The 25,148-nt window shown below is 65.9% G+C and carries 17 protein-coding genes; 10 read left to right on the top strand and 7 right to left on the bottom strand.

Features of this window, described 5'->3' with window-relative positions; all coding sequences use genetic code 11:
- Positions 1-866: 866 nt before the first annotated feature.
- The 4 genes from AC1DB1_RS11605 (at position 867) to AC1DB1_RS11590 (ending at position 13,010) form a co-directional block, all read left to right on the top strand.
- A complete protein-coding gene (locus AC1DB1_RS11605; RefSeq protein WP_477200890.1) occupies positions 867-3,710 on the top strand; it encodes a hypothetical protein in 2,844 nt (947 codons plus the stop codon).
- A 39-nt stretch (positions 3,711-3,749) separates the two neighbouring features.
- Positions 3,750-9,926, top strand: a complete 6,177-nt coding sequence (locus AC1DB1_RS11600; protein WP_477200889.1) for an RHS repeat-associated core domain-containing protein — start codon at positions 3,750-3,752, stop codon at positions 9,924-9,926.
- Between the two features lie 15 nt (positions 9,927-9,941).
- Positions 9,942-10,373 (top strand): DUF6188 family protein, encoded by a 432-nt coding sequence (locus AC1DB1_RS11595; RefSeq protein WP_477200888.1) that lies wholly within the window; start codon positions 9,942-9,944, stop codon positions 10,371-10,373.
- Between the two features lie 2,502 nt (positions 10,374-12,875).
- The gene (locus AC1DB1_RS11590; protein WP_477200887.1) at positions 12,876-13,010 is read left to right on the top strand and encodes a hypothetical protein; all 135 of its coding nucleotides are present in this window, start codon (positions 12,876-12,878) and stop codon (positions 13,008-13,010) included.
- A 133-nt stretch (positions 13,011-13,143) separates the two neighbouring features.
- Here AC1DB1_RS11590 and AC1DB1_RS11585 read toward each other — a convergent pair whose 3' ends face one another.
- The gene (locus AC1DB1_RS11585) at positions 13,144-13,686 is read right to left on the bottom strand and encodes a sugar O-acetyltransferase (protein ID WP_477200886.1); all 543 of its coding nucleotides are present in this window, start codon (positions 13,684-13,686) and stop codon (positions 13,144-13,146) included.
- Positions 13,687-13,766: 80 nt separating this feature from the next.
- Between AC1DB1_RS11585 and AC1DB1_RS11580 the strand changes: the two genes are divergently transcribed.
- Complete coding sequence (locus AC1DB1_RS11580) at positions 13,767-14,228, top strand: phage tail protein (protein ID WP_271175185.1); 462 nt, start codon at positions 13,767-13,769, stop codon at positions 14,226-14,228.
- Between the two features lie 44 nt (positions 14,229-14,272).
- Positions 14,273-14,839: a GNAT family N-acetyltransferase gene (locus AC1DB1_RS11575; protein WP_477200885.1), complete on the top strand. Its 567-nt coding sequence runs from the start codon at positions 14,273-14,275 to the stop codon at positions 14,837-14,839.
- Here AC1DB1_RS11575 and AC1DB1_RS11570 read toward each other — a convergent pair whose 3' ends face one another.
- Together AC1DB1_RS11570 and AC1DB1_RS11565 are read right to left on the bottom strand one after the other, a co-directional pair.
- Positions 14,840-15,220: a hypothetical protein gene (locus AC1DB1_RS11570; RefSeq protein WP_271175183.1), complete on the bottom strand. Its 381-nt coding sequence runs from the start codon at positions 15,218-15,220 to the stop codon at positions 14,840-14,842.
- Between the two features lie 111 nt (positions 15,221-15,331).
- The gene (locus AC1DB1_RS11565; RefSeq protein ID WP_477200884.1) at positions 15,332-15,988 is read right to left on the bottom strand and encodes an alpha/beta hydrolase family protein; all 657 of its coding nucleotides are present in this window, start codon (positions 15,986-15,988) and stop codon (positions 15,332-15,334) included.
- 109 nt (positions 15,989-16,097) lie between these two features.
- Between AC1DB1_RS11565 and AC1DB1_RS11560 the strand changes: the two genes are divergently transcribed.
- The gene (locus AC1DB1_RS11560) at positions 16,098-17,291 is read left to right on the top strand and encodes an epoxide hydrolase family protein (RefSeq protein ID WP_477200883.1); all 1,194 of its coding nucleotides are present in this window, start codon (positions 16,098-16,100) and stop codon (positions 17,289-17,291) included.
- Positions 17,292-17,355: 64 nt separating this feature from the next.
- Here the strand turns inward: AC1DB1_RS11560 and AC1DB1_RS11555 are convergent, their stop codons facing one another.
- Both AC1DB1_RS11555 and AC1DB1_RS11550 read right to left on the bottom strand, forming a co-directional pair.
- A complete protein-coding gene (locus AC1DB1_RS11555; protein ID WP_477200882.1) occupies positions 17,356-18,492 on the bottom strand; it encodes a chitinase in 1,137 nt (378 codons plus the stop codon).
- 147 nt (positions 18,493-18,639) lie between these two features.
- On the bottom strand, positions 18,640-21,075 hold the full coding sequence (locus tag AC1DB1_RS11550; RefSeq protein WP_477200881.1) for an arylsulfatase: 2,436 nt from the start codon (positions 21,073-21,075) through the stop codon (positions 18,640-18,642).
- A gap of 193 nt (positions 21,076-21,268) precedes the next feature.
- Here AC1DB1_RS11550 and AC1DB1_RS11545 point away from each other — a divergent pair, with 193 nt between their 5' ends.
- The 3 genes from AC1DB1_RS11545 to AC1DB1_RS11535 all read left to right on the top strand — a co-directional run bounded on the left by AC1DB1_RS11545 (position 21,269) and on the right by AC1DB1_RS11535 (position 23,025).
- Positions 21,269-22,099: a mechanosensitive ion channel family protein gene (locus AC1DB1_RS11545; RefSeq protein WP_477200880.1), complete on the top strand. Its 831-nt coding sequence runs from the start codon at positions 21,269-21,271 to the stop codon at positions 22,097-22,099.
- 59 nt (positions 22,100-22,158) lie between these two features.
- Positions 22,159-22,638, top strand: a complete 480-nt coding sequence (locus tag AC1DB1_RS11540) for a nucleoside deaminase (protein WP_271175177.1) — start codon at positions 22,159-22,161, stop codon at positions 22,636-22,638.
- Between the two features lie 99 nt (positions 22,639-22,737).
- Complete coding sequence (locus tag AC1DB1_RS11535) at positions 22,738-23,025, top strand: DUF4287 domain-containing protein (protein ID WP_271175176.1); 288 nt, start codon at positions 22,738-22,740, stop codon at positions 23,023-23,025.
- 48 nt (positions 23,026-23,073) lie between these two features.
- Here the strand turns inward: AC1DB1_RS11535 and AC1DB1_RS11530 are convergent, their stop codons facing one another.
- Together AC1DB1_RS11530 and AC1DB1_RS11525 are read right to left on the bottom strand one after the other, a co-directional pair.
- Positions 23,074-24,024, bottom strand: a complete 951-nt coding sequence (locus AC1DB1_RS11530; protein ID WP_477200879.1) for an NADP-dependent oxidoreductase — start codon at positions 24,022-24,024, stop codon at positions 23,074-23,076.
- Positions 24,021-25,118 carry an NYN domain-containing protein gene (locus tag AC1DB1_RS11525; RefSeq protein WP_477200878.1) on the bottom strand — a complete coding sequence of 366 codons (1,098 nt, stop codon included), beginning with the start codon at positions 25,116-25,118 and terminating at the stop codon, positions 24,021-24,023. Before AC1DB1_RS11525 ends, AC1DB1_RS11530 begins: the two co-directional genes overlap by 4 nt.
- Positions 25,119-25,148 lie beyond the last annotated feature (30 nt).

Below are 25,148 nucleotides of genomic sequence, written 5' to 3'. Positions count from 1 at the left end.
CCGCCGGTGACACCCGGGCTGTCTCATAACGAAAGTCGAAGACACGGACGGAGGCTCGGCAGTCGGAAGCGGTATTCGTTAAGAGTCGAGCGCGTGCTGACGCTCGCCATCGATGGGAACTCGCTCAACTAACGCGGCTCATTCCCAACGAGTCAGAATGGGTATAGGTCGGATCGTGATGCGTCAGCCGCCCTTGAGGCGGGTGTGAGCAAAGCGATCCCGTAGGTGCGGGGATTGCTAAACGAGTTGAAGAAGGATACGAACTGCCCGGACGTCCTCCAGGATCTGAGTTTGTGGGCGCAAGTTAGCGGACCGCGATGAGCCGCCGGCAAGACATCTCTGGCTGAAAACGGATGGGGAGCAGTGGGAGCGTGCAGACCATCAGATCACCACAGACACCGACACACGGGGCCGGATCGATGACATCTTCAAGTGGCGGCGTCGTGGCACTTCGTGGAACCGAAGATGTGTGGTCGGCGCAAATGCTTGCGTGGGGCTCGCGTCACATCGTGATCCGCGTTCGCAACTGACGCTTGCGTCGGGGCAAGTTGGCTTCCGGTGGCCTATCTAGACGCGAGTTGAAGTTTCTAAAGCCGGGCGCCCTGCTCCGTTTAGTGCCAGATTGACTTCTAGTTACCGAGCGTTGCCACCCTAGGTGGGCCGATAACACTGAAGATTGTCTGGGAATCTCTTTGGCAATCTGTGCCCGCGCACATGCGACATTCAGCCATTGCCGAATCTGTGCGCCCCCAAACGGGTCACAGTGGGCTGGAAATTATGTGAATTCTCGAAGAAATACTTAGGTTTCGCATAGGGCAAGGTGTGCAGACAGGCGCGTCTACCTAGTGCCGGGATAAGGGGATCCAGTGCAGCCACGCTTTCGCAAATCGGTTCTTGGTTTGGTTTTGGTGTTGGTCGTCGGGGCTCTTGTGCCTGTCACCTCAGAACGCGCGCTCGCGCAGGACGCAGTCGCGGACTCGACTGACGCTGCGACCGCGGCTGAAGCGGCGACGATCGCGGCCGAGTACGGTCACCCGGTCACTGTCGTGAGCGACTCAAACGAGTCGACGCTGGTTGAGGCGATGCCTGAAGGCGGTATGCGCGCGACTATTTCCAATGTTCCGCAGCAGACCATTGTTGACGGTCATTGGAAGCCGATCGATTCCGATCTGACATTGAGCGCCGGCTGGCTGGTTCCGAAGGTTTCGGCGGTGGGAGTTCGTTTCGGGGGCGGCGGGACGAACACTGTCGCCCAGGTTCGGTCCGAGTCCGGCGACTGGATCACCCAGTCCTGGCCGCACGGCGATCTTCCTGTTCCGGTCATCGACGGCGACACCGCGGTCTACCGACAGGTGTTCACAGATGTCGACTTGCGGGTGACCGCCACCGCGCAGGGTATGCGGGAGGTCTTCGTGGTCGGCAACGCTGAGGCTGCCGCGAAACCCGAGCTGGCAGGAGCGACGTTCGAGATGTCTGGCGCTTCGGTGCAAAACGCCCCAGGTACGGGGACATTGATCGCAGTGCCCGAGAGTGGCAAGCCGGTGGAATCCGGGACACCCGTCTGGTGGGACACCTCTTCGTCAGGAGCCGACGCGTCCGGTCCGGGTGCGGGGGAGCAACTAGCAGTACCGGTGACTCACACAGACAGTTCGGTTGCTTTGAACGTGGATGACATCGCGGCCGACTCCTCAATCACCTACCCGCTGTTTGTCGATCCCGATTGGACTCCCACCATGCAGATGTGGTGGTACACCGATCGAGCTGAGCCCACGGTGACATACAAGAACGCGAGCTCGTTGAGTGTCGGGTATGGGATCGAGGACGGCATCGGGTATTTGTCTCGGGCCTACTATCAGTTCGATATCAGCACCTTCAAAGGCTTTGCCGTCTCAGACGCCCAACTCAGCGTCCACCAGGCTTGGGCAAATTCGTGTGACACCACGAACCTCGAGCTTTGGCGGACCAGTCCGATGGCCGCGAATCCGTTCAGTTGGAACAACCAGCTCAACAACTGGTCACAGCGTCTGGACGCGAAGCCAAGCACACGAGGCTGCGGAACGGGCACCAACGCCGCAGGCTTTGTTGGATTCACGGCCACGGCGGGTGTGAAGCAACAACTGGTCGAGGGGCAAAGTCTCATCCAGTTTGGGCTTCGGACCGCGAATGAGGCGAACTCCCTTACTCGTAAGCATTTGGATGGGACCGCGTCGCTCACGGTGACGTACGACCGACCGCCAGCTGTGCCGACGGGCATGTCGATGACGTCCCCTGTTCGCACCTGCCAAACCGACCCGGCCGGGGCCCCCGCATATGTGTACAACGGCACCGGCGGTTCACTGACTTTCCAGGCGCGGGCGAGCGACCCAGACAGCGGCGATCTCGTGAAGGTGGGCTTCTACATCGCAAAGAAGACAGATCTGAGCTCAAACGTCATCGGGGCATGGGGCAACGGAGGCGTCGGTCAGGCGAGCAACACGTGGCAGACCTACACGGTTGGCGCGAACGGGCTAGCGGACGGCGTGTACGCGTGGAAGTCTCGTTCAGCCGACTCGTGGGGTTTGACCTCTGCGTACACTCCCTGGTGCTACTTCACCGTCGACAGCACAGCGCCCGGACTGCCAACGGTGACCTCGACTGGCACGTCGAACGTGGTCGGACAGCCGATGACGGTCACAGTCACATCAAGCAGCAGTGATCCGGCGGCGGGATTTGAGGTCTGGTGGGGTACCGGAACAGTGACATCGCCAGGAGCAACCCCGGCGGGCACGGACTACACTTCGGGCGCCCCGGCATGTGGCAGCACGCTGAGTACCACCACCCGCATAGTGTGCGCCACAAAGGGCGCCGCGACACTGACGGTCACTCCCGACGACCGGCTCAAAACCCTGTGGGTGGCCTCTTACGATCTCGCCGGGAACGTGTCCGCAGAGCTGAAGACCAATCCGGACGGCACCAAAACGCTGGTCAAGTCCTCCCGCGGTCTCGCTGTTCTAGCGGGCGCTGATGATGCGGCGAAAGCGGCCGGTCGCGTGTGGACGACCGCTGACACAGGCGTTGCGAAGATTGATGACGCGCCGGCAGCCACTCTCCCCTTGTTCGTGGGAACACTCGATTCGTCCGTAGGAACAACCTCCCCTGGGTGGGAAGACGCAACGGTCGCCGTCGATGCCGCGATGGTCTTTCCCGGCAGTGCGGTGCCTTCCCCGTTCGTCAACACGCAGACAGCCGTTCCCGCTGTCGACACAACGAAAAGCTTTACCGTTCGCGGTCTCGTGAAGCCGACGTCGACGAAGGTCGGTTCGATCATTTCTCAGTCTGGTGGGACGGCTTCGGGATTTGAATTACGCAGCAGCGGTGGCGGTCATTGGCAGTTCTGCATGACCCCTCAAGGCGCCACCGGAGGATCACCGGCTTGCGTAACCGGTTCCAGCCCGATCGCGGTGGGAACGTACTCGATGGTATCGGGCGTTTGGGACCAGGTGTCTGGGCAACTTCGCCTCGTGGTCAGATCGACGGTGGACAACCAGCTGTCAACAGCACAGGCGTTCTACTCCCCGCCTTCGGACAACAAGAACGCGACCGGGCGGACCGTCGTCGGCGCGGCCCAACTCAACGGTGCACTGGCCGACGTGTTCAGCGGTTCGGTCGCGGGCACGTCCATCGAGCAGGGCGTAATGACCGCCCAAGAGCTCACCTCGCCGTCCCTGTAGAACTTTGCGATCAGCTCAGATAACGGAGTCTTCTCGATCATGACAATCACGACCCCCTTGATGTCGCATCGACGCAGCCGCTGGGTAGCGGCGCTTTGCGCGACGATCGCAGCGATCACTCTCGTGTCCGGGATGATGCAGCCCTCCGCCGCGTCGGCTGCAGGCCACAAACCGGTGATCAAGATCACGAAGCCCGTTCCCGGTACTCACGCCGACGCATTGGGCGGTCGAAAGGCACCGGCATCGTCCAGTTCTGCGAAAGCACCGGCACGGGAGACCCCGGTTCACGCCGATGCCACCGTCGTGCTTCCGACCGCGAAGGCGAAGAAGGCCGTAGCACTCAAGGGCGTCGACAGCCGTCCCGGCACACACATCACCGGCGCGTGGGCAGGCGCCGCGGGCACCGACCTGCAACTGGCTGCGGCCGAGACCGTACCGACGAACGCTAAATCGCATTCGACCCCGACAAAGGTGCGCATAGTTCGCGCGACCACCCTCGACGCGAAGGCAGTCACCAAGGCAGGACTCACCGGATTGGTGTTACAGCTGCGCCGGGCGGATGGAGGAGCCGATGCTGCTCCAGTCGCGGTGCGCATCCCGAAAAGGACGCTTGCGGGTGTGTACGGCGCCGACTACTCCTCCCGTGTCCGCTGGATGCAGGTAAGCGGCACCACGCTAACTACTGCGACCGAAGCGGATGCGGTGCCAGTGCTGGCATCTATCGACCCGACCGACGGGTCCAGTGTTGTTACTCCGATGTTGGCGAAGTCCGCCATCACGATGTTCGCGGCGGCGGCACCCGTCTCAGCGGCAGGGACTGGTGATTTCACCGCTACCTCGCTGAAACCGTCGCAGGCGTGGGATGTGTCGGCGGCGACGGGAACGTTCTCCTGGTCGTACCCGTTTACTCTGCCACCGGCACCGGCCGGCAAAACGCCGGCACTATCGCTGTCGTACGATTCGCAGTCAGTTGATGGGCTCACTGGGTCCACCAACAATCAACCCTCTGCGATCGGTGAGGGTTGGTCGTTGGGCGGCGCCGGCTTCATCGAGCGCAGCTATGTCGGCTGTGCCACCGACGATGGCCCGTCGGGACCAGTGAAGACATCGGGCGACCTCTGCTGGAAAACTGACAATGCGACCGTGTCATTCGCAGGTCACTCCGGCCAGCTGATCAAAGACACCAGTAGTGGCCAGTGGCATCTCCAAGGCGATGACGGGACTCGTTTCGAACAGCTGAAGGGCGCCCCGTGCCCGTCCAACACCACATACGACTCGTCGTGCTGGCGGATGACGACGACGGACGGTACCCAGTACTTCTTCGGTATGTATCAGCTTCCCGGCCGGGTGTCTGGTCAACCCACTACCGGTTCCGTGTGGACGGTGCCGGTTTTCGGCAACGACCCGGGCGAACCGTGCCACGCGGCAACCTTCGCCGCGTCGTCATGTGTGCAGGCATGGCGCTGGAACCTTGACTACGTCGTCGACGTCCACGGGAACGCCCAGGCGTACTACTACAACGCTCAAACCAACATGTACGCCAAGAATGGGACCACGGCGACTAGCTACGTCCGCGGCGGCGAACTCAACCACATCGACTACGGGCTGACTGCCGCAACCGTGTACACCGCCAACGCTGCGAGTGGAAAAGTGGTGTTCACCTATGACACTCGTGGTCGCTGCTCGGACAGTAGCGGTGCAACCTGCACCACTCAGGCGGTGTCTGGTGCCGCCACCATACCGGCTACCCCGACTGCGTACCCGGACATCCCGTTCGACCAGTTGTGCACCACCGGCGCCTGCGCCGGCCTGCTTTCTCCGACCTTCTGGACCACGTCAGCTCTGACCAAAGTGACGACGCAGGCGCTGGTTGCTGGCGCTTACGCCAACGTGGACACGTATGCGCTGGGACACTCGTACCCGAACCCGGGCGATGGTACCACCGCCGCGCTCTGGCTGACCGGGGTGACGCACACAGGGTACGCGGGGTCGACAACACTGGCGGAGCCTTCGGTCACCTTCACTGGTGCTACTCGGCAAAACCGGGTGTGGGCTGTCGACGGGCTGGCACCGCTCGACAAGTATCGGATCACCTCGATTCAGAACGAGCTCGGCGCGGTCACGTCGATCGTCTACTCGGCTCAGGAGTGCACACCGGGCGAAGCTGCTGCGATCATGGCCGCCCCGGAGACGAACACGAAACGCTGCTTCCCGCAATGGTGGTCGCCGCGGGTCACCCCTCCTCAGGAACCGCAAGAGGACCTGTTCCACAAGTACGTGGTCACCGCCGTCACCCAGAATCCGATGACCGGTGGTGCGGGCGCAGCAACGTCGACGACCTCATACGTGTATGGGACGCCGGCCTGGCGGTACAACCCTTCTCCGTTGATCCCGGCCGGTAAGCGCACCTGGTCTATCTTCGCCGGCTTCAACACGACGGAGGTCCGCACAGGCAACTCCTCCGATCCGTCGAAACAGTCCGTCACTCGCTACACCTTCTATCAAGGGCTCGACGGGGATCGCGCTAACGCTGCGGGAGGAACAAAACAGATGTCCGTGGCCGGATCACCGGACTCCCTCTGGTTCGCAGGCCGCACCCGTCAGACCGTTACGACGGCAGGCGTCGGGGGCACCACCCTCTCCACGACGGTAGACACTCCGTGGGCGTCCTCCGTGACGGCAGACGATGGAACGTATACGGCTCGCCACACCGGTACGGGCACGAGCGTATTGACCCAGCCGATATCGGGCGGCGGCAACCGCACGACTACGACCACGACTGCGTTCGACGATGCTACCGGGCTCCCGTTGACCCAGACGGTCGCGCCGTCCGACGCTTCAAGTAAGTGCACCGTAACGGCGTACGCGGATCAGAACCCGACCGCGTGGATCATCGGCGCTGTCAAGCAAGTGACGTCTGCTGCTACTGACTGCGGACACGTCGGTACGGCCACCGCCGACCAGTTCATCAGTGGAACCCGAACCAGCTATGACAATCAAGCCGTCGGAGCCGCACCGACGTTTGGCGACCCAACCAAGATGGAAACCATCACAGGAATTACGGGGACCACTCCCGCCTGGACCACCTCGACCAGCACCGCCTACGACATCCGCGGCCGCTCGGTCAGCGTCAACGACATCCTCGGTCACACCACAACGACCGCATATGCGCCCGCAGCCGGCACGATAGGCCCGCTCACCTCCACAACGGTGACCAACACGGCACCTTTCGGCTGGACAACGACGACAACTTTCGATCCAGCTCGGGGTAGCGCCCTGACCGTTAAAGACCCGAACGCGAACGTCTCCTCCGCCAAGTACGACGCCCTCGGCCGACTCGTGAGCATGTGGAAACCCGACCGACCCCAAGCCACCAACGCATCCACGCCGTCCGCGAGATACAGCTACAGCATGTCAAAGACGGCACCATCGTGGCGGAAAACAGAAATCGCTGGCCCCGGCACCGGCTCATACATCGCGAGCTACGACCTCTATGACGGGCTCGGCCGCGTGGTGCAGACTCAAGCTCCGGCCGCTGGCGCAAACGGCGGCTCGGTCATGGTCGACACCACCTATGACGACCACGGACGGACGACCGTCACGAACAACAAATACTGGGCAACACCCGCAGTTTCAGGCACCCTGTTCGTCCCTGCCAGCCAGCAACAAGTCCCGTCGAAAACTCTCACCGACTACGACACTGCTGACAGGCCGATCAAGACCACGTTGGTCTCCTTCGGCAACGAAATCCAAAGCACCAACACGAGCTACCTTGGCGCCGACCGCGTCGACACAACCCCACCCGCCGGCGGCACCCCGAGCACAACAATCACCAACAGCGTCGGCCAGAAAACCAGCCTCACCCAATACTCTGCTGACACCATCAGCGGTACCGGCCTGAAAACGAGCTACGTCTACAACGCTCAAGGCTCCCTGTCTCAAATGACCGACCCTGCCGGAAACAACTGGAGTTGGGCTTACGACGTCCAAGGACACCAGACAACCGCCAACGATCCCGACGCCGGAACCACTACCAGCACATACGACCTGGCCGGCAACGTCCTCACTACGACGGACGCGCGTGGATCCACCGTCGCCCACACCTACGACGCCCTAAGCCGGAAGACCGGCACGTACGCTGGCAGCACCACTGGCGCGCTCCTGGCCAGCTGGACCTTCGACACGCTCGCCAAGGGCCAACTGGCCTCATCGAGCAGCTACACCGGATCCACCCCCGGACACCCCGGCCTCGCATACACCACCGAAACGACCGGATACGACTCGCTGTACGAACCGTCCGGCACCAAATACACGATCCCGACAGGTGCCCCGGCTTTCGCCGGCACCACCTACACGGTGTCGAACTCCTACACGAATGGTTACCTCGGACTGCAACTGTTCCCTGCTGTGGGTGGGATCGGAACGGAACGGGTCAGCTACCTCTACGACGCGCTTGGCAACACCGTTGCCCTTCAGGGTCTCAGCTACTACGCGTACAACGACTACGATCCCCTCAGCCGAATCGGCCTGATCACCCGCGGTACCAGCAACAGCTTGTTCTCCAGCTACGGGTACGACAACGGAACCGGTGCGATCAGCAACATCGTCGACACGACTCAAATCGGCACCACATTCGTTGACCAGGCCAACCGGCTCTACACCCGCAACCTCGCTGGGGACGTCACGAACATCAAAACGGTGAACCCGTCCAGCACCGACAACCAATGCTTCGCCTACGACCACCTCCAGAACCTCACCGCAGCCTGGACCACCACCGGGAGCAGCTGTCCGACAACCCCGACCAGCACCACCATCGGTGGACCTGCGCCGTACTGGTCCAGCTATACCATCGATCCCGCCACCGGTAATCGGACCAGCAGCACCGCCAACCCGATCACCGCCACAGGAACCGCCTCCACCCGCACCTATGCATACCCCGCGCCGGGGGACCCGAGGCCGCACGCGGTCAGCCAAATCGCCGACAGCGCTGGCACGAGCAGTTTCGGGTACGACGCCGATGGCAACACCACCACGCGGCCTGGCCAGACCCTCGCCTACAACGAGCAAGGCAAGCCCACCAGCATCACCACCGGAACCGCTACCCAGAACAACGTCTACGACGCCGACGGCAACCTGATGCTCGAGGTCGACTCCAAAACGGGCAACACGGCGCACTTCGGCCAAACCGAACTCCACACCCCAGTCGGTTCCAGCACGATCACGGCAACGCGCACCTACAGTGTGGGAGACATCCCGGTCGCCGAACGCATCAGCGCCGTGACCTACTTCATCGGGGGTGACGCGAACCACACCCAAGACATCCAAATGGTGGAATCCACCGGAGCGCTCAGTCGCCGCTACACCGACCCGTACGGCAACGCTCGGGGCGCCGCAGTTGCATGGGCAGCACCCCACGGATACCTCAACCAACCCACCAATTCCACTACGGCGCTTGCCCATCTTGGTGCAAGAGATTACGACTCAGCGCTGGGCAGATTTCTTTCCGTCGACTCTGTTCTCGCGCCGATGAGCCCTGCACAAAACAACGGGTATTCGTACTCGGTGAACAACCCGGTTACGCTGTCGGACCCCTCAGGAAACGAACCGACGGACCCGTCGTGTAAAACCGTCCAATGCCGTAACGCCTACTACGGCGGTCCTCCCGGAAACGCGAACAGTGCTCCACCTGCGGCCGGGAATACTCCGGAATCCAGCTCCGGGACTCGACCGTCCTCGCAAAGTGGCTGCGGCTCTTACTGCTCCGCCTGGGCGCCCCGACAAGAATCGACGGTCGAGCCGGTCAATCCAGAACCTGTGCTGGATGCCATTAGTCTGCTGCCAATAGCCGGAGTACTAGGGAAGCTGCTTCGGGGCGGTCTCGCCGTTAGAAAGCTTGTCGAATCGGCACCAGACCGCCCGGCTGGGGTGCCAGAAGGCTACGTTTCAAGCCCCTCACGGAACGGAGGCACTGTTTGGCGTCCTCGTGGATCGGTCACAGACCACAACTCCGTTCGATTCAGCCCGCCCAGCGAGCGTTATCCCTACGGCAATGTTCGCTTCTACAATGATCACGCCCAACCAATTGACATCAACGGCAAACCAACCGGCCCTGACAAGACGCATTTCCCCATCGACCACAACGGGAAATATCAAATGCCGTCCACCTGGCCAGGTAGCCCTCCGCCGCCTCAGGTCGGTCCGTACCCCCTGCTTTAGACTTCGACGATCGAAATGCAAAGTGACGAGCGAATGGAGATCCGGATGAACGACGCCGAGTTCGAGTCCGGCGCATTTCTTGTAGGCCAGCAGGTGTACTTGGTTAGCTTCGACGCTGCATTGACTCTGTACACGGATAGGAACACGAGCATCAAGATTGAGGGTCCGCTTCGGTTATCGGCAGGCCCGGCTGAGCTGTTCGAAGTTGAGTCGAGCGCATACTCCCAGGCTGCGGGACGTTTGGTATCGCTCTTCTTCACGGTTATTACTGGATCTTGCATCACAGACGACGGCGTTCTCACGTTGTCATTCGACAACGGTGCTTCGATCGTGGTTCCACCCGACCCGCCCTATGAGGCGTGGAGCCTAACCAGTCCTCGGGGTCTCCTGATTTGCCAGGCAAGCGGTGAGGTAAGTTACTTTCCGCCCCCGTCGGCTCAGCCCTGACGGAGCTGACGGACGCAGGAGGCATTCGTCGAATGCTCGGCAACCGTTCGATGATTGGACGGGCGCGACCCGAAATGCGCCTCAATGCGGTAGGTGCCCGAAGGGCGACGAACACGCGCGACGACATCGCGAACTCCTACCGCTAAGCCCAGAATGCTGTTGACAGTCGCGCTGAGGCTGCTGGCCGGACTCCGAAAGCGGAACCCGTCATTCCGAAGGTGGTGAACCCAGCAAGCCGTCGGCGGCAGGAGGCTGTGCGGCCGGGTATAGCTTCTTCTCATCGAACTACAACAGCGATCGATGTGTCCATAACAACGTCCTCCTAGATCGGCAGAAGCGTGAGGACAGTTTCATGGATGGCGTGGGCAACGATAGTAATGTTGCCGGACTCGTCGGAATCGTGTTTCCGTCAGCTGAATTGGTGGCACACTGTGCAGGCGGACTCGCCAGTATGTATGGCTGTTACAACGGCGGACGTCGCGGAGGTCAGTGCGTGGCAGACGTTGTGGGGCTAGGGATTCCGGTCGTCGGTAGGGGTGCGGCATCGATTTTGAGTAAGAACTATCAGGCCGCCTCGATCACATCGCAAGGGATTACAGACTTAGCGGACCGTTTGTATAGCTTGCTCGGCCTCGGAGTTTCGTTCTGGGGAGGTTCGGATGTCCAGCGACAGTAGCGCGGATCGTCCGGTTCTGGCCCTCCTTCCTGGGCCGTCCGCCAGCGGGTTGGCCCATGCAGGGACTCCGCCGTTTCTACTCGCCCTCATCGCCGGAGCATCCCTCGTTCCGATACGGAACAGTCCATTGATCAACGATTTGCCCGTCATCCTAGGGATTGGGATCGTTTTCATCGGATCCGCTGCAGTTGGATTCCTCTTACTCGGTCTTTCAAATCTCAGGGTCAAGAGGGAGCTTGCAGCCGGGTACACGACTGTGCCCGGCCATTCGGAGGTTCCTCGCCTCGACCGCAAAACGGGTCGAGTGCTTAGGTGGGCAGGCGAACCGGAACCCAGCCGAAAGAAAATTGTCGCAATTCGCGGCCGATAGTACGCCCGTGGCCCCCCCGACACGACTCAACAAGCAAGGCTTGGACGTGTCTAGGACATCCGCCAGGGTCGTCACCAGATACGGGCCTTCGCCACATACCTGCGCGGGGTGCCACCAGATGTACGACTGTGACTGAGGACCTGTCGCAAGATACCCACGAATTGTCACCAAATACCCCATGATTTCCGGAGCTCGGCGTCGCCGCGGAGTCTCGTGAGTTCCCACTTGATGCCGGCGCCACGGGAACCCGCGCGGCGGATCCACCTTTAGCTCCTTCTCGAGTGTCCGAAGGATGCGCACGGCGGTGGGAACGGAGACGCCCATTACCGTGGCAAGGAAGGCGGAGGCGATGAGGGTTTTCCTATACGAGGCCTTGATGCCGTGTGAGGCGATGATCGCGAGCGCACGACGGCACTTGACCAGCCGACGATCGCTGACAACGCCCGCGGGAACCGGAGTCGTGACGCGCGCGATCGCCAACCGCGCGTAGGCAAGGCGATTCTTGTACTCACTCTCCGCGGAGCCCTGCCGCGCAACGTGCGTGCGCTGCTCCCGCACCGTGCGCCACCAGTGGGCGTCGTCGGAGACGAGAGCAACTTGATCTGGGGAGCCGAGCGACCGGATCAAGCGGCGGAGGTCATGGGGACGGACGTCTGCGGCGATACCGGCTGCGACGGCGCGGAGGACTGTAACGCGAGAGGAGACGTCTGCATGGCTACGTGAGCGAAGCTGCGGCAGGACGACGGCGGCAACGTCGACCGGTGGAGCGGCATGAGAAGACGAGAAAGCACCCAATGAGGAGCACCTCCGGGACTAAGAGCGAACTGATAACCATCGACAACCTCCCGGCCGCGGAGCGGTCCTGGAAGGGGTGTCGATGGGTTGTGTGTGCGGCAGCTCTCCGAACCCGCAGTGCGTCCACATCACGGGCTCCCTTCGGTCGCCCGCCCGGCGCGTGGCGCGCCGGAGTCGGGGCGTAACCGTGGCGTTGGCATGTGACGAAGCGTGCGCGGCGCGGGGACGTGCCGTCGGCGAGGAGTGACGTAACAGGTGCGACGCGACGAGCGCGAGACGAGTGGCGTGGCGGTGACGCGCCGGATGCGTGGTCGACGCGTGGTTTGTTCGCGGATCGTGGCAGTTCTCTGCGAACTAGGTTAGTTCCCGGCGGACGACCTCGACGATCGCGACCGATACCGTGCGGCGGCGGCCTTGCCCTCGGCACACGGCGGCGCGGCCGGCGATGCGGTCGAGCGCGCTGCTCGGTCGCGCCAGGCCCGCGCAGTCGACGGGTTCCGGCGTTGGGTGCTGCGGTCGAGTCGCGCGGACCCGCCGCGCTCGAAAACCGTTCTACGCGGCGGCCCGTGGGATCGTCGCCTCGCGCCTCGAGGACTGGCGTGGGATCTGGGCGGCCGGCGCCGCCGACGCGGCCAACCGGACCGAGGCGTTCCTCTCCGCGATGGGGACGGGCCGCGCGGACCACCTGAACACAGCACGGCTCGAGACGCGCTCGACTCCGGATGCGCACAGCTACGGAATGTGCGGCTACCTCGACGTCTACGACCTGGCGCCACGGCCGGCGGCTGCGCTCTAGGAGGCTGTGCCGCGCAATTCCGGAACTCCTGGGCGTTCCGGGCTGACTTTCCGGAGTTACACGCGTCAGGACGGCGTGTCGTCTCGGTGTTCCGGAGTTGCGCGGCGTCTTGGCAGCGGGTCGCGCATCGCCCTCACCACTGCCGGCGGACGGAAGCCTTCGTGCCCGTGACCAGGCTCGCCGCCGGCACGTCGTCGGCCACCACGGAGCCCGCGGCGATCACCGAGTCGCGGCCGATCGTGACGCCCGGCAGGATCGTGGCGCCGGCGCCGATCCAGACGTTCTCCTCGACGACGATCGGGCCGCCGGTGAGCCACACGCGGCGTTCCTCCGTGTCGACCGGATGCCCGACCGTGATGAACGTCGCCTTCGGGCCGACCATCACGCGATCGCCCAGCCGGATGCCCGCGTAGTCGAGGAACGTGCAGTTCTGGTTGATGAACACCCGCTCGCCGAGCTCGAGCTTCAGCCCGTTGTCGCTGAAGAACGGCGGGTAGATCGTGACGCGCTCCGGCAGCGGCCTGCCCAGGATCTGCTCGAACAGGTCCGCTTTGCCGACGACGTCGTCGAACGGCAGCACATTGAGTCGGGACGTGAGCTGGGTGACCGCGAGCACCCTCTCGGACATCGCCTGGAACTCGGGACTGTGGATGCGCAGGAGCAGGTCTTTGGTCACCATACGATCCTGGCACCGGGCAGCGCAGCGGCGCGCGATCACGCTACCGTTGGGTGCATTGTTGCTGATCAGGAGGACTCATGCCGTACGTCGTCGACTTCGTGAACGTTTCCACCGTCGGGCTGGAGTCGTCTCCGGTCGCTGAAGCGCTCGCCGGGTTGCGCGCCAACGAGGCCCGCTACTTCAAGAACAAGTACGATCACGTCTTCACGACGACGCCCGCGGACGAGGATCCGGAGACGCTCGACCGGATCGCCCGCATCCTGAAGGAGGAGCGCGACATCGTGATCGCGTCGCCGGCGCTGGAGGTGACGGCGTTCGAGGTCGACGGCATCCGGATGGCCTACGTGTTCTACCAGTCCGGGCTCTCGATCAACGTGATGTACACGATCGACGATGCGGGCAAGCGCGCGGTGGGATTCAAGCTCTCCGACGGTATGGAGGTGCCCGAGGAGCTGGCGGCCTTCAAGTTCGCGCGGCAGAAGTCGAAGCTCGCGGGCACCATCCGCGGCTCGTACTTCGTGATCAAGGGCGAGTACTGAGCCGACTCCGCTCCGATATCGGTGGCCCCGGGTACGCTGCGGACATGTCCATCGACGTACTCCCCGCGACCGGGCGCTGGGACGACTTCGCCGCCTTCATGGTGCCGCGCAAACCCGGTGGCGGCGGCTGCGTCTGCATGTCGTATCGGGATGCTCGGCTCGCCATGCCCGAGCGCGTGGAGTACATGCATGACGAGTGCTCCCGCGAGCCAGGGCCGGGAGTCCTCGTCTACGTCGACGAGAAGGTCGCCGGCTGGTGCTCGGTCGCGCCCAAATCGACATACCGGCGGCTGATGCACTCGCGGACGATCCCGCACCTGGACGAAGAGCTCGATCCCTGGTCGATCGTCTGTTTCGTGGTGCGGGGTGGATTCCGCAAGCGCGGACTCATGCACGAACTGCTCGACGGCGCCGTCGAGCACGCGCGAGCATCCGGAGCGGCGATCGTCGAGGGGTACCCGGTCGAAATCGACGGCGATCGGGTCGACGTGATCAGCGGCTACGTGGGCACGGTGAAACTCTTCGAAGCGCACGGCTTCACACGGCACCAGCTCACGGATGCGCACTCGGGCGGCGCGCAGCGCTGGGTCATGCGACGCGACCTGACCTGATCAGTCCTGCGGGCCCGTGACCTGCTCGCGGATCCGGGCCGCCAGCTCGACCAGCGCATCCTCGTCGCCGGGGCCCTCGCCCGGGAGCTCCGGGCCGGTCGAGAGGTTGTACGCCCGGAGGCCGATGAAGTTGATCGCCGTGAGATAGACGGGGCTCTCCGTCTGCAGCAGGTGGTAGGTGCGATCGAACTCGTCGCTCGGCAGGAAGACGTTGGTGTACGAAGCAGTCACCTCGAGCCAGGCGGCGCGGGGCGTCGGCTCGAACGCGAGGAAGGCCGTGTGCCCGGACTCGGTCGTGAGCCGCAGAACGCGCGTATAGGTGACGACGTCGTTCTTCAGGACCGTGGCGGTGTAGTCGGTGACCTTTTCGCTGAGCGGCATGGAGGCTCCTTACTCTCACGGAGATCGCAGCGTTGCGCCTCGGCACGAAGCCTTCACCCGATCGGCGGAGGTGTCAACAGCAGGCGGGCTCTCTCGGTCGTCCGTCGATGGTCACGCGGACGCGAGCACGTCGTCGATGAAGTCGAGGACCGAGCTCGCGACGAGCTCGGCGACGGCGCGCGCGTTCACGGGCCACGACGCGAGCACCTTCATGCCGTGATCGGCGCCCGGCACCGGTATGACACGGATGTTCGCGCGGTCGGCGGACTCGGAGGCGACCGTCGCCGCGGAGCCGAAGGTGTCCCGTTCGCCCTGCAGCACCATCACCGGGACCTCCGGGGCCAGCAGTTCCTCGAGCCGTGACTTCTCGGGGCGGCCGGGCGGATGCAACGGGAACGCCAGGCACACGACGGCGACGGCATCGACGGATGCGGCGGTGCGGCAGGCGACGCGTGCACCCGCACTGCGACCGCCGACGATCAGGGGAAGCCCGTCGGCGAGGTCGGTCACCGTCGGCGCCGTCTCCTGCCACGCGATATCGAGCGCAGCCGGGCGCGCTGCCACTCGGCGGCCGGCGACGCGCCACGGCTGTTCGTAGCGGGCCACGGTGATGCCCTGCGCCGGGAGGCGGGCAGCCAGCGCGGCGAGGTCGATGGCCCCGATGCCTCCACCCGCTCCATGACCGAGCCACAGCACGGCGCGCGGGTGTTCGGCCGCGTCGACGACCAGCTTGCCTGGACCGAGAGACGTCCGCACATCGATATCCATGACTCCGACGGTACCCGCCGCGCCAGGCGGTGTCCCTTCAGGCGGTGTCCCTTCCGGGCCGTGCGGTCGCGCACTAGCGTTGGCCCGTGGGCGATCGAGGGCAGCGCTGATGATGGACGACCGCATCCGGCCGTTCGCGTATCGGGCGAGCGATCGCGAGCTCGCCGAGCTGCGCCGGCGCCTGCGCCGCACGCGCTGGCCCGACCGCGAGACCGTCGGCGACTGGTCGCAGGGTGTGCCGCTCGCGTTCCTCCAGGACCTCTGCGCCTACTGGGCCGACGGCTACGACTGGCGCGCGACCGAGGCGCGGCTGGCGCGCATCCCGCAGTTCGTGACCGCGATCGACGGTGTGGACATCCAGTTCCTCCACGTCCGTTCACGTGAGCCGGACGCGACGCCGATCGTGCTCACGCACGGCTGGCCCGGGTCGTTCTTCGAGTTCGAGGCGGCGATCGGCGCTCTGACGGATCCGGTCGCGCACGGGGGAGAGGCGGGCGATGCGTTCGACGTCGTCGTTCCCTCGGTTCCGGGGTACGGGTTCAGTGGCAAGCCCGCGACGACCGGATGGGGCATCCACCGGATCGCCGACGCCTGGGCCGAGCTGATGGCGCGTCTGGGCTACCGGCGATTCATCGCGGCCGGCAGCGACTGGGGCACGAGCATCTCCACGAGCCTGGCGCTTCAGCACCCCGACCGGATGCTCGGCATCCACCTCGTCCCGCCGCTGGCGGCCCCTGATCGCGACGCTCCCGACCTCACCCGGGCGGAGCGACAGGCGCTCGCGGAACGCGACGAGCGGAGCGCGACCGGATCCGGGTACTCGGCGGTGCACGCGAGCCGCCCCCAGACGATCGGCTACGCGCTCGTCGATTCGCCGGCCGGTCTCGCCGCCTGGATCGTCGAGAAGCTCTGGGAGTGGAGCGATCGGGACCCGGATGCCCGCAGCGCGCTCACCCGCGACCGGATGCTCGACGACATCACCCTCTACTGGCTCACCGGTACCGCGGCGTCGTCGGCCCGGCTGTATGCCGCGAGCATCGCGGAGGTCACGGAGTGGTTCACCACGGCGAACGGTCCGCCCGTGACGGTGCCGACGGCGGCGACGGTGTTCCCGCGCGAGGTGCCGCGTCCGTCGCGGCGCTGGGCGGAGCGTCGCTTCACGAACATCGTGCACTGGGGCGAGCCGCCGCACGGCGGCCACTTCGGGGCGTGGGAGCAGCCCGATCTCTTCGTCGCGGAGCTGCGCGCCGGCGCCGCGGCGATCGCCGCCGCCCACGGCGCGCCGCCGTCGTTTGCCAGTTGATGCGGTCTCAGCCCCGGTCTCACCGCATCGACTGGCAAATGACGAACGCGCGATGGCCGCTGGGTCAGTACCACCAGCTGGCGAACCGGGCGAAGGCCTTCGAGAAGGCCCACGGTGCCTGAACCACGCCGGAGCAGTCGTTCGAGCCCTTCACGCCGGGGCACGAGCCGTTGTCGCGCTGCAGCGCCCAGAAGCTCAGCATGTTGAGGTGCTTCGCGGTCGCCCAGGTCACGAGGGGCGACGCCTGCGCCACGGTGAACGTCTCCTCGGGCCCGAAGTCGTCGATCCCGTTCATCTGGATGATCCCGACCTTGTGCCAGAGGGCCGCATCCGAGGCGTGCGGAGCGATGGTCGCGCGCAACTGGGTGACGAGGCCGGCCGCAGCGCTCTTCGCGTCGGCGAGCATGTCGTGGGTGAGGCCGTCCCAGTAGTCGAACGTCATGATGTTCACGGCGTCGATCGGCGCGCGGTACTTGGCCGCCGACTGGAGGAGCGCGACGCCGGTCGCACCGAGCCCCTGCGGGGTCGACGGCAGCGTGTAGGCGATCGACAACGGGCGATGCTGCTTCGCGGCCCAGGCCTTCACCTCGACGATGGCCTGGTTGCGGCGGTCGATGCCCGCCAGGTTGCTGAGCGAGTCGACCTCGATGTCGAAGTCCAGCCGCTGCGCCTTGTAGGTCGTGATGACCTTCTCGTACGCGAGGGCGATCTTGTGGACATCCGTGCAGCTGTCGGCGATCTCGGTGTTCGTCGTGTCTGCCGAGTAGCCGCCGAACGAGGGGATCACGTCGCCACCGCGCAACCGGATGCGGTCGATGGCGGCTCCGAACGTGCTCGCGGCGACCGGCGTGGCGGTGTTTCCGGCCCAGTACACGGTGCAGGATCCGGGCGCCTCCGTCTGGAGGAACGCCAGCGAGAGCACCTTCGAACCGGACTTCGCGGAGATGTCGGCGAGGTCGCTCACCGAGGTCACGTCCACGTAGGGCGCCGAGAAATGCGGCGGGAGGGGGAGCGCGGGCAGGATGAACGGCGCATGCGACCCGGCCGAGGCGGCAGTGGAGCCGGCAGCGACAGAGCCGGCGGAGGCAGAGCCGGCAGCGGCTGAGCTCGGGGTGGCGGCGCTGGCCGGTGCGACGGCGGCAGCGACGCAGAGCGCCGCCCCGAGCATCCCGGCGGCCAGAGTGTAGGCGGCACGTTTCATGTACGACTCCCTCGATGTGTACGAGCGCACCGGACCGTCCGCGCACCCGTTGAGCGAATATCACCTTTAGTTAGTAAACCCAACTAACAAACGCCGAATGTAGCAGCAGGTGCATCGCCCCCACAAGGGGGACAGCGAAGAGGGGGTTCACTGCACCACGCGTCGCGAACGCGACGAGGGCCGGGCATCCCGGAAGATGCCCGGCCCTCGTGCGACGCGAAGGGCGCGTCTACTGGTGCCGCATGGCGGCGGCCAGCCACTCCTCGGGGTCGAGGAGATGGCTGTGGTCGTCGAGCCCGAGGTCGATCTGCGCCCAGTCGATCGTGCCGGTGAACGTGCCTTCGGTGTCGTGTAGCCCTCGTAGGCGGGCATCCCGGTGTCGGTGCCGACATCGAGACCCTCATCGAACGAGAAGTACATCGGGTGGGTCCGTTCGACCACGGCGCTGCCCGAGGCGTCGCCGTCGATGAACAGCGTCACGGTCCCGCCCTTGCCGATGCCGCCGCCGTCGTAGGCGAACTCGGCCCGCACCTGGTGGCGTCCCGAGCCGATCCGCTTCTCGGAGAGGGCCGTGCTGCGCAGCAGCCCGCAGAAGTTGTAGTGGAAGCCGAGCTTGCCGCCCTCCGCGAAGAAGGACCAGTCACCGGTGCGACCGCCCTGCGCGAGGATCGCGCCGTCCACCTCGCCCGAGTCCGGGACCACGATCTCCGCGGTCGCCGACCATGACCGGTTCTTCACGTTGATCGCGACGTTCTCGTTGAGCCGCACCATGCCCGGGTACAGCCGCAGGGTGTTGCCGCTGACGAGAGTCGGACGTCCGGCGAACTCCGGATTCATCCGCTGAGCGGCGCGGTCGTCGAGGGGGAGCACGTTGTACCTGGTCGCCTCGATGAGGAAGAGCTGCTGCAGCTCCGCCAGCTTCTCGGGGTTGGACTTCGCCAGGTTGTTCGACTGGGTCCAGTCCACGGTCGTGTCGTAGAGCTCCCACACGTCATCCGAGAAGTCGGGCGCCGCACTCACGACGTCCCAGGGCGTGCGGTGCCGGGTCTGCGCCGTCCAGCCCTTGTGGTAGATGCCGCGGTTGCCCATGATCTCGAAGTACTGGGTGAGGTGGCGCTCGTCGGCGGCCGCATCGTTGAAGCTGTAGGCCATCGAGACCCCGTGCATCGGCACCTGCGTGACGCCGTTCACCGTGTGCGGCTGCGCGAGCCCGGCCAGTTCCAGGATGGTCGGCGCGATGTCGATCACGTGGTGCCACTGGTTGCGCACCTCGCCGCGGGCCGGGATGCGACTCGGCCAGTGCACGATGGTGCCGTTGCGGGTTCCGCCGTAGTGGCTGGCGACCTGCTTGGTCCACTGGTATGGGGTGCACATCGCGTGCGCCCAGCCCACCGCGTAGTGGTTGTACGCCTCGGGTCCGCCGATCTTGTCGAGGTTCTCCTTCCAGAAGTCGACCGTCTCGTACTCGGCCCCGCCGTTGGCGGCGGTCGAGAGCATGAACGCCCCCTCGAGGCCGCCCTCGGCGGAGGCGCCGTTGTCGCCGATGATGTAGATGACCAGGGTGTCGTCGAGCATCCCGAGCTGGTCGATCGCGTCGATCACGCGGCCGGTGTGGTGGTCGGCGTATTCGAGGAAGGCGCCGTACACCTCCATCTGGTGGGCGAGGATCGGCTTGCGCTCCTCCGGCACGTCGTCCCAGGCCGGGATGCCCTCGGAGCGCACCGTCAGCTCGGCTTCCTCCGGCACGATGCCGAGCTGCTTCTGCCGGGCGAACGTCTCCTCACGCAGAGCGTCCCAGCCCTGGTCGTAGCGGCCCTTGTGCTTCTCGATCCATTCCTTCGGCACGTGGTGCGGCGCGTGCGTCGCTCCGGGCGCGAAGTACACGAAGAACGGCTTGTCGGGCGTCAGCGCCTTCTGCTGGTCGATGTACTGGATGGCCTTGTCGGCCAGGTCGGGCATCAGGTGGTAGTCGGGGTCGTTCGGCGGCTCGATGAGCGACACCCCGTCGATCAGTGCCGGCGTCCACTGGTTGGTCTCGCCGCCGATGAAGCCGTAGAACTTCTCGAAGCCGCTGAAGGCGGGCCAGTGGTCGAACGGGCCGGTCGGGCCGCTCTCCCAGACGGGCACCTCGTGGCACTTGCCGAACTGGGCGGTGTTGTAGCCGGACTGCCGCAGGATCTCGGGCAGTGGAACGCACGAGTTGGGCCGCGTGGACCGGTAGCCGGGCGCCGGCGTCGCGGTCTCGGTGATCTGGCCCATGCCGACCTGATGGTGGTTGCGTCCGCTGAGCAACGCTGCACGCGTGGGGGAGCAGATCGCGGTGGTGTGAAAGCGGCTGTACCGCAGCCCGGCGCCTGCCATACGCTCGGCCGTCGGCATCGGCACCGGTCCGCCGAAGGCGCTCGACGCGCCGAAGCCGACATCGTCGAGGAGCACCAGCAGCACGTTCGGCGCCTGCTTCGGTGGCCGCTTCACCTCGATCGGCGGCAGCTTCTCCTCGAGCTTCTTCGCGTCCATCACGATCGGGCCCACATAGGCCTGATCGGGCGTCGGAAGCACCGTGCCTGGCAGATTGTCGGACATACCCCACCCCTCGTCGAAGCGGACCAGCCGGGACGGGAGGCCCGCACCTCGACCCTGGCATACGGGAATATCGGGCGACAAGGGAACGATCGGGGAATACAGCAGACGCGCGGCGAACGGATGGACACCATCCGGTGACCCCGGCTAGATTGCAGCAGACGGGGCGTCCGGCCGGGCGCAGGAGGGGGCGGCAGTGCTTCGTTTCGCGACGCCGGATGCCGCGGGCTTCTTCTCGACCCTCGACCCGTGGGCGGTGGTGTTCGCCATCGTCGCCGTCGTGCTCGGTGTGGTGCTCGGCATTGCCGCGAAGCACGGAACGCTGGCGTTGCTGTCGAAGGTCAACGGCCTGTCGACGGATGCCCGCAACCGCATCGCGCGGTCGGTGCGCCTCACGATCATCCTGCTCGGCATCGGGGTCGCCATTGCGTTCCTCGGGGCTCCCATCCAGCCGGTGATCGCGCTGGCCATCATCGTGGCGGTCATCGCCGTGCTGGCGCTCCGCGGTGTCTCCGAGAACTTCGCGGCGGGGATCGTCATCCAGACGCGCCGTCCGTTCGTGGTCGGCGACGTCGTGGACATCGACGGATACACGGGCACGGTGCGCGAGCTGAACGGGCGCTCGGTGGCGATCGACACGGCGGATGGGCGCGTGGTGCACGTGCCGAACTCCGTCGTGCTCGGGTCGACCTTCGTCAACGACTCCCAGCGCGCCGGTCGCCGTAGCGAGGTCCACGTGCGCGTGGGGCGCGCACCGAGTGAGACGCCCGCCGACCTCGCAGAGCTTCTCGCGACGGCCTGCGCGTCCGCCGACGGCGTGCACCGGCGCGAGGATGTGCGCGTGCTGGTCGACACCGTGGAGCCGAAGCGGGTGACCCTGCTGGTGCAGTTCTGGCACCATCCGGCCCACGGGCCAGCGGTTCGCTCCGCGGTGGTGCAGACGCTCGCCGCCAAGCTCTCCGACCGGGAGGCGACCGTCAGCTCGGCGGAGTCCGCCGCTCCGGTACCCCCTCCACCCGCCATCTGACGAAGCCGACACGTCGCCCACTGACGAGGCGCGACGCGATCCCGACCGAGGAGACCAGCATGATCGACGACACCGACGTGGAACGGCTCGCCCGGGCGGTCGAACTCGCCCGCGAGGCGCTCGAAGCCGGCGACGAGCCGTTCGGCTCTGTGCTCATCGCTCCGGACGGCCACGTGTTGTTCGAGGACCGCAACCGTGCCGGCGGCGGCGACGAGACGCGGCATCCGGAGTTCGAGATCGCCCGCTGGGCCGCCGGCAACCTCACACCAGACGAGCGGGCGTCCGCGACGGTCTACACCTCGGGGGAGCACTGCCCGATGTGCTCGGCCGCGCATGCCTGGGTCGGTCTCGGGCGCATCGTGTACGCCGTCTCGAGTGCGCAGGTCAGCGGCTGGCGGGCGTCGTGGGGGCTCGCGGCCGGGCCGGTCGCGGCGCTGCCGATCACCGTCGTGGCGCCGGACATTCCTGTCGACGGGCCGGTGGCGCGGTACGAATCCGAGGTGCGAGAGCTGCTGCACCGTTCCGCCGTCCGCGCCTGACCGCTACAGTCTGATCAGCGCTCGCTACGGGCGCTCGGTCTCGTGACAATCACCGAGGGGTGTCACGCGACCGCGTCACGACCACGAGGGGGAGACCGCATGTCGTTCCAGGCATATCTCGACAACATCGAAGACAAGACCGGCAAGACGCCGCGCGAGTTCGTCGAGCTCGCGACCGAACGCGGCTACGGGCCCGGCACCAAGGCCGGCGAGATCCTCGACTGGTTGAAGACCGACTACGACCTCGGGCGCGGGCACGGCATGGCGCTCGTGCACGTGATCACGAAGGGTCCGACGATCAGCGAGAAGTTCGTCGGCGACGACGGCGTGCACCGCGACGAGTCCGTCACGCTCTGGCTCGACGGCAAGGCCACCAAGCCCCAGTAACGCGAGCGCCGCGACCCGCCGCGACCGGCCGTAGCGCCGCGACCCGCCTCAGTGCCGCGGCGAGAGCAGCGCCAGCTTGCCGCCCGGGTGACCACTCTGCAGAAACGTGAGTGCCTCGCGCGCATCCGGCAGCGGATACGTGCGCGCGATCGGCACGACGAGTTCGCCCTCTCCTGCGCGGCGCAGCAGGTCGGCCCGCACGCTGTCGCGGTACTCCATGCTCTGCGGCTGCCGCCCGTTGATGGCGACGAAACCGTTGCGCTCCGCACGGGGCCCGGCCGCGATGGTGACGATGCGCGACCGGTCGTCGACGAGCTCGAGCGACGCATCCACCGCTTCGTCGGTGCCGATCGCGTCGAGCGCGGCGGCGAACCCGTCCGGCGCGGCGTCTCTGGCCCGCTCGACCAGTCCGTCTCCGTACGTGATCGGGATGCCCCCGAATCGGCGGACCTCGTCGAAGCGCGCCTCGCTCGCGGTGCCGACGACCCGCACGCCGAGCGCTCGGGCCTGCTGCAGCACACTCACGCCGACAGCACCGGATGCGCCGTGCAGCAGCACCGTCTCACCCTCGGCCGCTCGGACGACGTGGAGCATCTGCGATGCCGTCGACCCCGCCAGCAGCAGGTTCGCCGCCTCGGGGAAGCCCAGCCCGTCGGGCTTGGCCAGCACATCGCCGGCGGGCACCGTGAGCTCGGTCGAATAGCCGCCGCTGATCCGGAACGCGACGACCGGGTCTCCGACGCGTCCGCCTCCGGTGGCGATCTCGGTGTCAGGTCCGATGGCCGAGATGATCCCGGCCACCTCGTACCCGATCGGCACCGGCAGCTCCAGCCCGGGGTTCGGCATCGACACGTGCTTGTAGTCCGCGGGGTTGACCCCGGACGCCCGCACCCGGATGCTGACCTCGCCCTGGCCGGGAGCCGGCACCTCGCGCTCGATGAACTCCCAGTCGTCGAAGCCGCCGAAGCGGGTGGCCACCCAGCCGTGCGCCGTGGTCATGACGACGACGCCCGTCGCGGGGTGCGCTTGCGGGGCGGAGGGGGCGACTGCGGCTTCGAGCGCAGCAGGAGAGCGGTCGTGCTGTCGTCGAGGTCGACGAGTTCGTCGCGCGACTTCAGGAAGTCACTGAACGACCGGAAGCCGAGCGACTTCTCGCTGAACGACGGATCCATGCGCTTGATCTGGGACTTCACCGACGAGCTGTGCAGCCACTCGGCGTCGTCCTTCTCGTGACCGAGCTGCATCGCGCGCTCGAGCAGGCGGGTCGCGGCGGCCTGCCGGTCGGCGATCGACTCCTGCTCCTCCACCGGCTGCTCCTCGACGGCGGCGGGGGCCGTCTTCGGGGTGCGGGTCGATTTCTTGCGAGGCGCTTTGGCCGGCGCGGCGGTCTCCGCAGAGTCGCTGCCCTCCGCGCCGGAGGCGGCGCCCCCGGCGGTGCCCTCGGCCACCGGTGCCACGTCGCCGGCGGCGACGAGCGACTCCTCGACCTCGTCGAGCGTCTGGTCGGTTCCCGCATCGATCGGGGCGACACCGGGCAGGTCGTCGTAGATCACGAACTCGTCGCACGCGGCGGCCAGCGCCTTGCTGGTCGAGCCCGCCATCCCGATGCCCACCACGTAGCGGCCGAGCCGCTTGCAGCGCTGGGCGAGCGCGATGTAGTCGGAGTCGCCGGCCACGATCACCACGTGGGTGAGGTCGGGCAGGCGGAAGAGGTCTTCGACCGCGTCGACGGCCAGGCGGATGTCCGCACCGTTCTTCGCGTACGCGGCCGCCGGGAACAGCTGGACGAGGTCGACCGCGCGGGCGACCAGCTGCCCGCGGTAGTCGGCGTTCACCGCGGCCGACCAGTCGGCGTAGGCGCGGTCGAGCACGAGGGTGCCGAACGACGAGGCGAAGTCGATCACCGCCCCGAGGTCCACGGTCGCCTTCTGGAGGCGCTGGGCGATCTTGGGATCCGTGGCCATGCCGTCTGCGCCCGCCTTGGCGCGATCGCGCTGGAACTGGCTGCGCCCGTTCACCTGGTCGTAGCGCGAGATCACGATGTTGTCGAAATCGATGTAGACGGCGACGCGGCCGTCACCTGGTTGACTCATGACCCCAGTCTGGTCGATGTGCGCGGCCGG

The organism is Leifsonia sp. 10N434, from assembly GCF_056394405.1.
The sequence above is the reverse complement of the archived record's forward strand: the minus strand, read 5'-3'. Positions and strand labels throughout refer to the sequence as shown.